Consider the following 13179-nt stretch of genomic DNA (forward strand, 5'->3'; position numbering starts at 1 on the left):
GAATGGGCAAGATCGTCTCGGCCGCCGACGCGGTGGCGCGGATCAAGGACGGCGCCGTGGTCACGGTGTCGTCCTCGTCGGGGCTCGGCTGTCCGGACGCGGTGCTGAAGGCGCTCGGTGCCCGGTTCGACGCCGAGGGGCATCCGCGCGGCCTGACCACGCTGCACCCGATCGCGGCGGGCGACATGTACGGCATCAAGGGCATCGACCACATCGCCAAGGACGGGCTGCTGTCCACGATCCTCGGCGGGTCCTACCCGTCGGGGCCGTCCACGCTGCCGATGCCCGAGATCTGGAAGATGCTGACCGAGAACCGCGTCGCGGCGTACAATGTGCCGTCGGGCATCCTGTTCGACATGCACCGCGACGTGGCCGCGCGCCGGCCCGGTGTGCTGACGCAAGTGGGCCTCGACACCTTCGTCGACCCGATGCGCCAGGGTTGCGCGATGAACGACGCGGCCGCCGCGCGCCCCATCGTGCACCGGCAGGAGCTGGGCGGGCAGACCTGGCTGCATTTCCCGAACATCGTGCCCGACGTCGCGATCATCCGCGCCACCACCGCCGACACGCGCGGCAACCTGACCTACGAGCACGAGGGCGCCTATCTGGGCGGGCTGGAACAGGCCATCGCCGTGCGCAACCACGGCGGGCTGGTGATCGCGCAGGTCAAGCGGGTGACGGCGGCGGGCAGCCTGCGGGCGCATGACGTGCGCGTGCCGGGGCAACTGGTCGATCTGGTCGTCGAGGCGCCGGACCAGATGCAGACGACCGAGACGCTGTACGACCCCGCGATTTCGGGCGAGATCGCGCGCCCCTGGGACAGCTTCACGCCTGCGCCCTACGGGATCGAGAAGATCGTCGCCCGCCGCGCCGCGATGGAGCTGCGGCAGGGGCAGACCGCCAACCTGGGCTTCGGCATCTCGGCGCTGGTCCCGCGCATCCTGCTCGAGGCCGGACAGCCGCAGGCGGTCACCTGGGCGATCGAACAGGGCGCCACGGGCGGCATGCCGCTGCTGGACTTCGCCTTCGGCTGCGCGTCGAACGCCGAGGCCTACATGCCCTCGCCGCAGCAATTCACCTACTTCCAGGGCGGCGGGTTCGACCTGTCGTTCCTGTCGTTCCTCGAGATCGACGTGGCGGGCAACGTGAACGTCTCGAAGCTGGGCAAGAAGCCCTACCTGACCGCCGGCTGCGGCGGCTTCGTCGACATCACCGCCCATGCGAAGAAGATCGTCTTCTCGGGGCTGTTCGAGGCGGGCGCCGAGTTCGAGCTGAGCCCGCACGGGTTGCGCGTCACGCGGCAGGGGCGGTTCACCAAGATCGTCGAGGCGGTCGAGCACGTGACGTTCTCGGGGACCCGGGCGCGCGAGACGGGGCAGGACGTGCTCTACGTCACCGAGCGCTGCGTGATGCGCGCGACGGAAGGCGGGCTCGAAGCGTTCGAGGTCATGCCCGGCATCGATCCGCGCCGCGACATCGTCGAGGCGAGCGGCGGGCGCGTGCGCGTGGCCGACAACGCGCGGCCCATGTGCAAGGCGCTGCTGGCCGAGGCCGCGATGGGGCTGGACCTGTGAGCGCGGTGCACCTGATCCGCCACGGCGCGGTGGCCGAGCTGCGGCTGGACAATCCCGACAAGCTCAACGCGCTGAGCATGGCGATGCTGGACGCGCTGGTCGCGCATTGCGATGCGATCGAGCGCGATGATGCGGTGCGCGCTGTGGTGCTGAGCGCAGCACCCGCGCGGGCGTTCTGCGCGGGGGCGGACATCGCCGAATGGGGCGACCACACGCCGCGCGACTTCGCCCGGCACTGGGTGCGCGCGGGGCACCGGGCCTTCGACCGGCTGGCGCGGCTGGCGCGCCCCACGGTGGCGGCGCTCCACGCGCATGCCTTCGGCGGCGGGCTGGAACTGGCGGCGGCCTGCGACGCGCGCGTCCTGGGTCCGCGCACGACGCTGGCCCTGCCCGAGGCGGGGCTGGGAATCGTGCCGGGCTGGTCGGGCACGCAGCGGCTGCTGCGCCTGATGGGCGAGCCGGCGGTGAAGGAAATGGCTCTGTTCGGACGCCGCATCCCGGCCGAGCGCGCGCTGGCCCTGGGCTTCGCGGCCGAGATCGCCGACGACGCGGGCGCCGCCGCCTTCGCCATGGCCGAGAAGGCAGCCGGCCTGTCGCCCCGTGCGGTCGAGATCGCCAAGACGATGATCCACGCCGCCGCGGACGAGGACCGCGCCGCGGCGATCGAGGCGCTGGGGTCGGCAGCCGCCGGCGGGACCGAGGATCGCGCCGAGGGGGTCGCCGCCTTCACCGACAAGCGCCCGGCGGAGTTCAGTGGCCGGTAGGGTCCAGAAACGCCTGTCCGGGAACGAACAGGTGGTTCAGCGCCTCGGCGGGCGCGCCGTCCATGTGCTTGAGCAGCATCTGCGCCATGACGCGGCCGGTGGCGCGCAGGTCCTCGTGCGCGGCCTCGATCCGCGGGCGGACCGAATCGAAGATCGGCGAGGCGCGCTTGGCGATCACGTCGACGTCGCGGCCGGGCACCTGCCCGCAATCCGCCAGCGCCCCCAGCGTCGCCAGCGCCGTCGCCTCGCCCACGCAGACATAGCCGTCGGGCGCGTCGGGCCGATTCATCCGGGCGCAGAGATGCGCGGCGATCTCGTCGGGCGGCGTATCGAGCGAGATGTCGGCGAAGATCTCGTGCGCGACGCCGGTTTCCGCCGCGGCCGAAACGAGGCCGTAGCGCAAGTGCTGCGCGAAGGTGTAGCGCGCCTCGGGCAGGATGATGGCGACGCGGCGCCGGCCGCGCGCCACCAGCCGGCGCACCGCCGCGCGGGCAAAGGTCTCGTTGTCGAAATCGACCCACGGATGGGGCGTGGAAAACTCGGTTCGGCCGTGGCTGACGAAGGGAAAGCCCTCTTCCAGCAGCAGGCGGATGCGGGGGTCGAAGGGTTCGGTCCGGGTCATCAGGACGCCGTCGGACAGCCGGTTGTGCAGGATCGAGCGCACGGTGTCGACGCGATCCTCGCCCAGCGATTCGGGCACGACCGAAACGGCGAAGCCGGTGCCCTTCAGCCCGTCGGTGATGCCCGACAGCATCTCGTGCGTGAAGCCGAGGAATTCGTGCCGCGTGTCGAGCAGAAGCGAGACGACCTGCGTGCGCCCGGTGCGCAGGCGCCGCGCCGCACGGTCGGGCACGTAGCCCAGCCGGCGCGCGGCCTCGGCCACGGTGTCGCGGGTGGACCGGGCGATGCGCTCGTCCCCGGCCAGCGCGCGCGACACGGTCGTGACGGCGAATCCGGTCGCCTCGGCGACCGTGCGCAGGGTCGGCTTGCCCTTGCGTTTCCTGCCGTGGGACTCGAGCTTCTGCGCGGCCATCCTTGCCTCTGGTTCGGGGTCCGACGGGATGTCGGATCGGGGCACTATACCGCGCTTTTGCATCGTTACAACGCTGCAGGTCACCCGCGCGCCCATCGCTGCGGCGCAGCATTTTCGCATTTTCAGCCAAGCGCTTGGCTTGTTCGGCACATGCCTGCCTGCCCGAGGATTCCGGTTGACAGCGCCCGTGGTTGTAACGTTTCAATATTGGCAGTCCGAAAAACAGGACGTATCGGTCGGGAGGAATGACGATGAAAATGACGACGACATGCAAGGCGACCGTGGCCGCCGCGGCGCTGGTCGCGGGCGCCGCACATGCGCAGGACGTCGAGGTCCTGCACTGGTGGACCGCCGGCGGCGAGGCCGCGGCGCTCAACGTGCTGAAGGACGACCTGGCGGGCCAGGACATCGGCTGGCAGGACATGCCGGTCGCGGGTGGCGGCGGCACCCAGGCGATGACCGTGCTACGCGCGCGCGTCACCAGCGGCAACGCCCCCACGGCCGTGCAGATGCTGGGCTTCGACATCCTCGACTGGGCGCAGGAAGGCGCGTTGGCGAACCTCAACCCCATCGCCGAAGAGCAGAACTGGGGCGAGGTTATCCCCGAGGCGCTGCAGCGCTTCTCGACCTACGAGGACCAGTGGGTCGCCGCGCCGGTGAACGTGCACTCGACCAACTGGGTCTGGGCCGACGCCTCGATCATGGAAGAGCTGGGGCTGGAGCAGCCGCAGACCTGGGAAGACTTCGTCGCGGCCCTCGAGGCAGCGCAGGAGGCGGGCTACGTCGCGCTGGCGCATGGCGGCCAGGCCTGGCAGGACGCCACGCTGTTCGACGCCGTGCTGATGGCCACCGGCGGCCCCGAGTTCTACCAGAAGACCATGATCGATCTCGACATGGAGGCGCTGGGGTCGGATACGATGAAGCAGGTCTTCGACCGCATGGCCACGCTGCGCGGCTTCGTCGACGACAACTTCTCGGGTCGCGACTGGAACCTGGCGAGTGCCATGGTCATCAACGACGAGGCCGCGTTCCAGATGATGGGCGACTGGGCCAAGGGCGAGTTCCTCAACGCCGGCCAGACGCCGGGCGAGGACTTCCTGTGCTTCCGCTTCCCCGGCTCGCAGGATCAGGTGCTGTTCAACAGCGACCAGTTCGCCATGTTCAGCCAGGGTGACGGCGTCAGCGACGAGCAGGCGGCGCTGGCCAAGGCGATCCTGAGCCCCGAGTTCCAGATCGCCTTCAACAAGGTCAAGGGCTCGGTCCCCGCGCGCACCGATCTCGACGCGTCGGAACTGGATGCCTGCGGACAGCAGGGCTACGAGGAGTACAAGGCGGCTGCGGAAAGCGGCAACCTCTTCGGCTCGATGGCGCATGGCCATGCCAACCCGGCGGCCGTGAAGAACGCGATGTACGACGTGATCACCGCGCATTTCAACGGCGAGTACGACAGCGAGACCGCCGTTCAGGAACTGCAGACGGCGGTCGAGATCAACGCGATGTAAGCCGCTTGGGGCAGGTTCGCCCGCCCCTTCCCCCGGTCGCGCGCGTCGCGGCCGGGTCTTTCCTCCCACGGCACCCGCCGGCCCGGCTACCGGGCCCCTACCCGCCGGCCCGGCCGCCCGGGCCCTTTCCATTCCTGAACGCGGGGAAGATCATGACTGACATCTCCCGGACCGAGCCTAGGTCGCGCCCCATCGGCGACCGGTTCCGCGACGTCCTGCCCAAGCTGGTGCTCAGCCCGTCGGTCGCGATGGTCGCGATCTTCGTCTACGGCTTCATCGCGTTCACCCTGTACCTGTCGTTCAGCGACAGCCGCGTCCTGCCCAGCTATAACCTGGTCGGCTGGCAGAACTACGAATTCCTGTTCCGCATCCGCGCCTGGGACACCGCCGTCGTCAACCTGGTGATCTTCGGCACGCTCTACATCGCGATCTGCTGCACGCTGGGCCTGCTGCTGGCGATCCTGCTCGACCAGAAGATCCGCGCCGAGGGGTTCATCCGCACGGTCTACCTCTACCCTATGGCGCTGAGTTTCATCGTTACGGGCGTCGCGTGGAAGTGGTTCCTCGACCCCGGCATCGGGCTCGAGGCGGTGTTGCGCGGCTGGGGCTGGGAAAGCTTTCGCTTCGGCTGGATCAAGGACAGCGACATGGCGATCTACACGATCGTCATCGCAGCCGTCTGGCAGACATCCGGCTTCGTCATGGCGATGTTCCTCGCCGGCCTGCGCGGCATCGACGGAGAGATCCTGAAGGCGGCGCAGATCGACGGTGCCTCGACGCTGGCGCTCTATCGCCGGATCGTAATCCCGCAGCTTCGGCCCGCCTTCATGTCGGCCTTCGTGGTGCTGGCGCACATGGCGATCAAGTCCTACGACCTCGTGATCGCGCTGACCGGCGGCGGCCCCGGCAACGCGACCGAGGTGCCGGCGACGTTCATGTATTCCTACACCTTCACCCGGAACCAGATGGGCATCGGCGCGGCCTCGGCCGTGATCATGCTGATGACGATCGCGGCGATCATCGTGCCATACCTCTGGTCCGAGCTGCGGGAGAAGAAGTGATGGCCACCGCTCCCACCTCTCGCGTCGTCACCGCCGAGACCGGCGATCCGACCGAACCGCGCGCCAAGGGTCCGGGCCTGTCGGCGCACCTGCCGCGGGTGATCCTGTACGCGCTGCTGGCGCTGTTCTGCGTCTACTACCTGCTGCCGCTCTACGTGATGCTGGTGAACTCGTTCAAACCGCTGTCCGAGATCACCAGCGGCGGGATGATGGCGCTGCCGGGCGACTGGACCTTCGCGCCCTGGGGATCGGCCTGGTCGACCGCGCAGGTCGGCGTCGAGGCGACGGGCCTGCGGCCCTACTTCATCAACAGCCTGGTGATGGTGATCCCGGCGGTCGCGATCTCGACCGTGCTGGGCGCGCTCAACGGCTACGTCCTGACGAAATGGCACTTCCGCGGCGCCACGCTGATCTTCGGGCTGCTGCTGTTCGGCTGCTTCATCCCGTTCCAGATGGTGCTGATCCCGATGGCGCGGATGCTGGGGCTGATGGGGCTGTCGGGCACCGTGCCGGGGCTGATCTTCGTGCACCTGGTCTACGGCATCGGGTTCTCGACGCTGTACTTCCGCAACTACTACGCCGCCTTCCCGACGGAACTGGTGCGCGCGGCGCAGATCGACGGGGCGGGCTTCTTCACGATCTTCCTGCGCATCATGCTGCCGTCGTCGGGCCCGATCGCGGTGGTCTGCGTCATCTGGCAGTTTACCAACATCTGGAACGACTTCCTGTTCGGGGCAAGCTTCGCCGACTTCGACAGCCAGCCGATGACCGTGGCGCTGAACAACCTCGTCAGCTCGTCCACGGGCGTGAAGGAATACAACGTGCATTTCGCCGGCGCGCTGATGGCCGCCGCGCCGACCCTGCTGGTCTACATCGTCGCCGGGCGCTTCTTCGTCCGCGGGCTGATGGCCGGCAGCGTGAAAGGATAAGACGATGGGTTTTCTCGACATCAAGCAGGCCACCAAGTCCTACGGCGCCGTGAAGGTGCTGCACGAGACGAACATCTCGGTCGAAGAGGGCGAGTTCCTGGTGCTGGTCGGCCCTTCGGGCTGCGGCAAGTCCACGCTGCTGAACATGATCGCCGGGCTCGAGGACGTGACCAGCGGCGACATCGCGATCAAGGGCCGCTCGATGCTGGGGGTGAAGCCCGCCGACCGCAACATCGCCATGGTGTTCCAGAGCTACGCGCTCTACCCCAACATGACGGTGCGCGGGAACATCTCGTTCGGGATGGAGATGCACGGCATCCCCAAGCCCGAGCGCGAGAAGAAGATCGACGCCGTGGCCGACCTGCTGCAGATCACGCAGCTGCTGGACCGCAAGCCCGGCCAGCTGTCGGGCGGCCAACGCCAGCGAGTCGCGATGGGCCGCGCGCTGACCCGCGACCCGGACGTGTTCCTGTTCGACGAGCCGCTGTCGAACCTCGACGCCAAGCTGCGCGTCGACATGCGCACCGAGATCAAGAAGCTGCACCAGAAGCTGGGCACCACGATCGTCTACGTCACCCACGACCAGATCGAGGCGTTGACGCTGTCGACCCGGATCGCGGTCATGTACGGCGGCCACGTCCAGCAGCTGGGCACGCCGAAGGAGATCTACGACAACCCCGCCAACATGTTCGTCGCGGGCTTCATGGGCTCGCCCTCGATGAACCTGTTCCCGGCGAAAGTCGCGCAGGCCAACGGCGCGCCGGCGGCCGAGGTGACGCTGAAGGACGGGCAGACCGCGCTGCTGCCCTTCGCGGGCGAGGCTATGACCGGCCACGAGGGGCGCGACATCATCCTCGGCATCCGGCCCGAAGCAATCACCGACCGAGACGGGGCCGACCGGAACTCGAACGCGGTGCACGTGGTCGAGGCGCCTGTGGAGCTGACCGAACCCGCCGGGTCCGACACCTACGTGGTGACCCACATGGGCGGCTGCGACATCACCGGCCGCTTCCGCGCCGACGTGCAGGTTTCGGCCGGCGACCGGTTCCCCTTCGCGATCAACATGGAAAAGGTGGTCGTCTTCGACCCGAAGACCGAGGCGCGCGTCGCGTGACACGATGAGCGCCGAGGACACGCCCGACATCGTCATCATCGGCAGCGGGATGGGCGGCGCCACCCTGGCGGCGGGCCTTGCGCCCACGGGCGCGCGGATCGTCATCCTGGAACGCGGGCAGCAGATTCCCGACGACGCCCCGACGCGCGATCCCTGGCGCGTCTACGGCGACAGCGCGTTCAAGTCGCCCGAGACGTGGCTCGACGGCGAAGGCCACGCGTTCAGCCCCGGCAACTACTACAACGTCGGCGGCAACTCGAAGCTCTACGGCGCGGTGCTGGCGCGCTACCGGGCCGCGGATTTCGCCGAGATGACGCATCTCGAAGGCGTCTCACCCGCCTGGCCCTTTGGCTACGAGACGCTGGCGCCGTATTACGACCGGGCCGAGACGCTGTACCAGGTGCGCGGCGACGCGGGCAGCGACCCGACCGAGCCGCCGCACGGCCCCTACCCACACCCGCCCGTTCCGGACGAGCCCGCCATGGTGCGCGCCCGCGCGCGGCTGGAACGCGCCGGGCTGCGCCCCTACGCGCTGCCGCTGGGCGTCGATCTGGACGCATGGCTGGCCAAGGGGGCGACCGGCTGGGACGGCTATCCCGACACCCGCTGCGGCAAGATGGACGCCGAGACCTGCGGCGTGGCCGAGGCGCTTCGCCACCCCAACGTGACGCTGCAGACCGGCGCGCGCGTGACCGGGCTGCGCGTGGGCGCCGACAACCGCACCATCGCGCATGTCGAGTACGACCAAGCGGGCGAGACCCACGTGCTGCGCCCCCGCATCGTCGCCGTGGCATGTGGCGCGGTACAGAGCGCCGCGCTGCTGCTGCGCTCGGGGCTGGCCAACGCCTCGGACCAGGTGGGGCGGTGCTTCATGAACCACAACGCCAGCGCGATGATCGCGGTCGATCCGCGGTTCCGCAACGACGCGGTCTACCAGAAGACCTTCGGCCTCAACGACTGGTACCTGTCGGGCGGGCCGGACGACCGGCCGCTTGGCAACGTGCAGCTGCTGGGCCGCGTGACGCCCGAGATCCTGAAGATCCAGGTCCCGTCCCTGCCCCGCCCCGTCGCGGGCTGGATGTCGCGCCACGCGCTCGACTTCTACCTGATGTCCGAGGACCTGCCCGACCCCGACAGCCGCGTCACGCTGGACGGCGACCGGGTGCGGCTGCACTGGCGGCGATCGAACATGGCCGCGCATCGCGGGCTGGTGGCGGCGATGAAAGGCGCGTTGCGGCGGGCGGGCTTCCCGCTGGTGCGGTCGCGGCTGTTCGACGGGCGCGTGCCGTCGCACCAGTGCGGCACGACGCGGATGGGCGACGATCCCGCGCGCTCGGTCGTCGACCCCGACGGCCGAAGCTGGGATCACCCAAACCTGTTCGTCACCGACGCGAGCGTCCTGCCGACCTCGGCCGCGGTGAACCCGGCACTGACCATCGCCGCGCTGTCGCTGCGCGCCGCGGACACGATCGGGCGGGAGCTGGCGGCATGACCGGCACCGCGCTGATCACCGGCGGACACCGCGGCATTGGCCTCGGCATAGCGCGGGCGCTGCACGCCGAGGGGTTCGCGCTGGCGCTGGCCTCGGAGGCGCCCGAGGACTATGCCGAGGTGCGCGCGGCCGTGGACGAGCTGGGTGCCACCTACCTCCGCCACGACCTGCGCAGCGACGACCCGGGCGCCCTGCTGGACCGTGTCGAGGATGCGGTGGGCGCCGTCACCACGCTGGTGTCGAACGCGGGCGTGCCGGCGATGGCGCGGGGCGACCTGCTGGAGATGAGCCCCGAAAGCTTCGACCGCTGCCACGAGGTCAACCTGCGCGGCGCGTTCTTCCTGGCGCAGCAGGCGGCGAAGCGGATGGTCGCCCTGCCCGACGCGCCCTACCGCTCGATCCTGTTCGTGACCTCGGTCAGCGCGACGATGGTGTCGGTCGAGCGCGGCGAATACTGCATCTCGAAGGCCGGCGCGTCGATGATGGCGCAGCTCTTCGCCGCGCGTCTGGCGGCCGACGGCATCGGCGTCTACGAGCTGCGCCCCGGCATCGTCGAGACCGGCATGACGGCCGCCGTGCACGACGCCTATACCGCGCGGATCGAGGGTGGGCTGGTACCCGCCCGCCGCTGGGGCAAGCCCGCGGACATCGGCGCGGTCGTGGTGCCGCTGGCCACCGGCGCGATGCACCTCGCCACCGGCGCGGTCATCCCCGTCGACGGCGGGCTTTCTATACACAGGCTTTGAGGGTGCCATGACGGATGCGTTCGACTTCATCGTGATCGGCGGCGGCAGTGCGGGCTGCGTCGTCGCGGCGCGCCTGTCCGAGGACCCGGACGTATCGGTCCTGCTGCTCGAGGCCGGGGGCCGCGACCGCAACCCGTTCTACCACGTGCCCGCGGGCTTCGCGAAGATGACCAAGGGCATGGGCAGCTGGGGCTGGAAGACCGTGCCGCAGCGCCACATGAAGGGCCGCGTGTTCAACTACACGCAGGCCAAGGTCATCGGCGGCGGCAGCGCCATCAACGCGCAGATCTACACCCGCGGCAACCCGCGCGACTACGACACGTGGCGCCAGAAGGGCTGCACCGGCTGGGGCTACGACGACGTGCTGCCCTATTTCCGCAAGGCCGAGGACAACGACACCTACGACAACGAGTACCACGGCAGGGGCGGCCCGCTGGGCGTGTCACAGCCGCGCGCGCCGCTGCCGATCTGCGGGGCGTATTTCGAGGCCGCCGCCGCGCTGGGCATCCCGCGCAACCCCGACATCAACGGCGCGACGCAGGAAGGCGCGTGCTTCTACCAGCTGACCCAGCGCGACGCGCGACGATCCTCGGCCGCCATGGCGTATCTCGCGCCCAACCGCGGCCGCGCCAACCTGACCGTGCGCACCGGCGCGCAGGTGCGGCGGCTGGCGATCCGCGACGGGCGTGCGATGGGCGTCGAGATGATGGACGGCACGGCACTGCACGCGACGTCCGAGGTCATCCTGTCCTCGGGCGCCATCGGTTCTCCGCGCCTGCTGATGCTGTCGGGCGTGGGGCCGGCGGATCACCTGCGCGAACACGGCATCGACGTGGTGCTAAACGCGCCCGGCGTGGGCGCGAACCTGCAGGACCACCTCGACCTCTACGCGATCTGCGAGTTGACCGGCCCGCACAGCTACGACCGCTTCGCGCGCCCGCACCTGTCGGCGCTGGCCGCGCTGCGCTACCTGTGGAACCGCAGCGGTCCCGTGGCGTCCAGCCTGTTCGAGACCGGCGGCTTCTGGTTCGCCGATCCGGATGCCGAGACGCCCGACCTGCAGCTGCATCTGGGCCTCGGCACGGGCATAGAAAGCGGCGTCATGGCGATGCCGCAGGGGGGCATCACGCTCAACTCCTGCTACCTGCGGCCACGGTCCCGCGGGACGGTGCGGCTGGCATCGGACGACCCGCGCGCGGCGCCGCTGATCGACCCGAACTACCTGTCCGACCCGCGCGACCGCGAGATGTCGATCCGCGGGCTGAAGCTGACGCAGGAGATCCTCGCCCAGGCGCCGCTGAACCCCTTCATCCGGGCCGAGCGCCTGCCCGGCCCCGAGGTGCGCAGCGACGCCGCGTATTTCGACTATGTCTGTGAACATTCCAAGACCTCGCACCATTGCGCGGGCACCTGCCGGATGGGCGTGGACGACGGCGCCGTGGTCGACCCGCGCCTGCGGCTGAACGGCATCGAACGGCTGCGCGTGGTCGACAACGCGATCATGCCCGACGTGATTTCGTCCAACACCAACGCCGCCGCGATCATGATCGGCGAGAAGGCCGCCGACATGATTAAGGCCGACACGGGGATGCGCCGATGATCCGCCATATCGTGCTGGTGCGCTTCGCACCGCAGACCGAGGCCGTCGAGATCGAGGCGATCTGGCGCGACCTGCGCGCACTGAAGGACAGCGTGCCGGGCATCCTGAGCTTTGCCGCCGGGCGCAACGACAGCCCCGAGGGGTTCGGCCGCGGCTACGACCACGGCTTCGTCGTGGATTTCACCGACCGCGCCGCACGCGACGCCTACCTGGATCATCCCGACCACGTCCGCGCCGGCGCGCGACTGGTCGCGGCGACCGACGGCGGCGTCGACGGCCTGCTGGCCTTCGACCTGCCCATGAACGACGAGGCTCCGCGATGCTGACTCTTCCCACCCTTGACGGCCGGCTGGAACCTTACGCATCGCAGGGCGACCCGCTGGTGCCGCGTGCGCCCGGCCGGCCCTTCACCCGCACGGCCTTCGCCGCCGCGCACGTCGTGTCGGACCCGCTGGCCGAGCGTGATCCCTGGGGCGGGAAGCCGGCGGTCGACTGGGACGCCACGCTGCGCTTCCGCGTCAGGCTGTGGGACCAGGGGCTGGGCCTTGCCGAGGCGATGGACACCGCGCAGCGCGGCATGGGCGTGGACTGGGACACCGCGGCCGAGCTGATCCGCCGCACGATGGCCGAGGCAAAGGCGCACCCGCTGCGCCCGCGCGTGGCCTGCGGCGCGGGCACCGACCACGTGGCGCCCGACACGCTGCGCGATCTCGACTCCATCGCCGCCGCCTACATGCACCAGATGGAGGCGATCGAGGCCGCGGGCGGACAGGTCATCGTCATGGCCACGCGCGCCCTGCCCGCGATGGGCGCCGGCCCGGACGATTACGCGCGGCTCTACGGCCGGCTGCTGGCGCAGGCGAAGGATCCGGTGATCCTGCACTGGCTGGGCGACATGTTCGACCCCGCGCTGGCGGGCTACTGGGGCGCGCGCGACGTCGACGCGGCCTCGGACCTGGTGCTGGGGCTGATCCGCGAGCATGCGCCCAAGGTCGACGGAATCAAGATCTCGCTTCTCGACCAGGCGCACGAGGAAGCCTTCCGCGCCCGGCTGCCCGACGGCGTGCGGCTCTATACCGGCGACGACTTCAACTACGCCCCGCTGATCGAGGGAGACGGCACGCACCATTCCCATGCCCTGCTGGGCGCCTTCGCGGCCATCGCGCCCGCGGCGGCGCAGGCGCTCGAAGCGCTGGCGGCGGGCGACCTTCAGACCTACCACGCGCTGCTGGGCCCCACCGTACCGCTGTCGCGCGAGCTGTTTCGCACGCCCACGCGCTACTACAAGGCGGGGATCGCGTTCCTTGCCTGGCTGAACGGCGCGCAGGATCACTTCGTGATGCCCGCGGGGCTGCAATCGGCCC

At 69.9% G+C, this 13179-nt stretch carries 12 protein-coding genes; 11 read left to right on the forward strand and 1 reads right to left on the reverse strand.

Features of this window, described 5'->3' with window-relative positions; translation table 11 throughout:
- Together ACFDTC_RS06390 and ACFDTC_RS06395 are read left to right on the forward strand one after the other, a co-directional pair.
- On the forward strand, positions 1 to 1574 hold a 1574-nt coding region (locus ACFDTC_RS06390), incomplete at its 5' end, for an acyl CoA:acetate/3-ketoacid CoA transferase (protein ID WP_375258048.1).
- Positions 1571 to 2338 (forward strand): enoyl-CoA hydratase/isomerase family protein, encoded by a 768-nt coding sequence (locus ACFDTC_RS06395; protein ID WP_375258049.1) that lies wholly within the window; start codon positions 1571 to 1573, stop codon positions 2336 to 2338. The genes ACFDTC_RS06390 and ACFDTC_RS06395, both read left to right, overlap by 4 nt.
- Here the strand turns inward: ACFDTC_RS06395 and ACFDTC_RS06400 are convergent.
- Entirely contained in the window at positions 2325 to 3371 is a 1047-nt protein-coding gene (locus ACFDTC_RS06400; RefSeq protein WP_375258050.1) for a LacI family transcriptional regulator, read from the reverse strand. The two genes, ACFDTC_RS06395 and ACFDTC_RS06400, sit on opposite strands and share 14 nt — an antisense overlap.
- 251 nt (positions 3372 to 3622) lie before the next feature.
- Here ACFDTC_RS06400 and ACFDTC_RS06405 point away from each other — a divergent pair, with 251 nt between their 5' ends.
- The 9 genes from ACFDTC_RS06405 to ACFDTC_RS06445 form a co-directional block, all read left to right on the forward strand.
- Positions 3623 to 4873, forward strand: a complete 1251-nt coding sequence (locus tag ACFDTC_RS06405) for an ABC transporter substrate-binding protein (RefSeq protein WP_375258051.1) — start codon at positions 3623 to 3625, stop codon at positions 4871 to 4873.
- Between the two features lie 152 nt (positions 4874 to 5025).
- Positions 5026 to 5934, forward strand: coding sequence for a carbohydrate ABC transporter permease (locus ACFDTC_RS06410; protein WP_375258052.1), 909 nt, complete (start codon positions 5026 to 5028; stop codon positions 5932 to 5934).
- Positions 5934 to 6863, forward strand: coding sequence for a carbohydrate ABC transporter permease (locus ACFDTC_RS06415; RefSeq protein WP_375258053.1), 930 nt, complete (start codon positions 5934 to 5936; stop codon positions 6861 to 6863). Before ACFDTC_RS06410 ends, ACFDTC_RS06415 begins: the two co-directional genes overlap by 1 nt.
- Positions 6864 to 6867: 4 nt before the next feature.
- Positions 6868 to 7977: an ABC transporter ATP-binding protein gene (locus ACFDTC_RS06420; RefSeq protein ID WP_375258054.1), complete on the forward strand. Its 1110-nt coding sequence runs from the start codon at positions 6868 to 6870 to the stop codon at positions 7975 to 7977.
- 4 nt (positions 7978 to 7981) lie between these two features.
- Entirely contained in the window at positions 7982 to 9469 is a 1488-nt protein-coding gene (locus tag ACFDTC_RS06425; RefSeq protein ID WP_375258055.1) for a GMC oxidoreductase, read from the forward strand.
- Complete coding sequence (locus ACFDTC_RS06430; protein WP_375258056.1) at positions 9466 to 10215, forward strand: 3-ketoacyl-ACP reductase; 750 nt, start codon at positions 9466 to 9468, stop codon at positions 10213 to 10215. The genes ACFDTC_RS06425 and ACFDTC_RS06430 overlap by 4 nt, the downstream gene beginning before the upstream one ends.
- Before the next feature lie 7 nt (positions 10216 to 10222).
- On the forward strand, positions 10223 to 11815 hold the full coding sequence (locus ACFDTC_RS06435; protein ID WP_375258057.1) for a GMC family oxidoreductase: 1593 nt from the start codon (positions 10223 to 10225) through the stop codon (positions 11813 to 11815).
- A complete protein-coding gene (locus ACFDTC_RS06440) occupies positions 11812 to 12141 on the forward strand; it encodes a Dabb family protein (RefSeq protein WP_375258058.1) in 330 nt (109 codons plus the stop codon). Before ACFDTC_RS06435 ends, ACFDTC_RS06440 begins: the two co-directional genes overlap by 4 nt.
- Positions 12135 to 13179, forward strand: a 1045-nt coding sequence (locus ACFDTC_RS06445; protein WP_375258059.1) for a DUF993 family protein, incomplete at its 3' end; no start/stop codon positions are given. The genes ACFDTC_RS06440 and ACFDTC_RS06445, both read left to right, overlap by 7 nt.

The sequence above is a fragment of the Citreimonas sp. genome (genome assembly GCF_042096055.1).
In the GTDB taxonomy this organism is placed as follows: domain Bacteria; phylum Pseudomonadota; class Alphaproteobacteria; order Rhodobacterales; family Rhodobacteraceae; genus Citreimonas.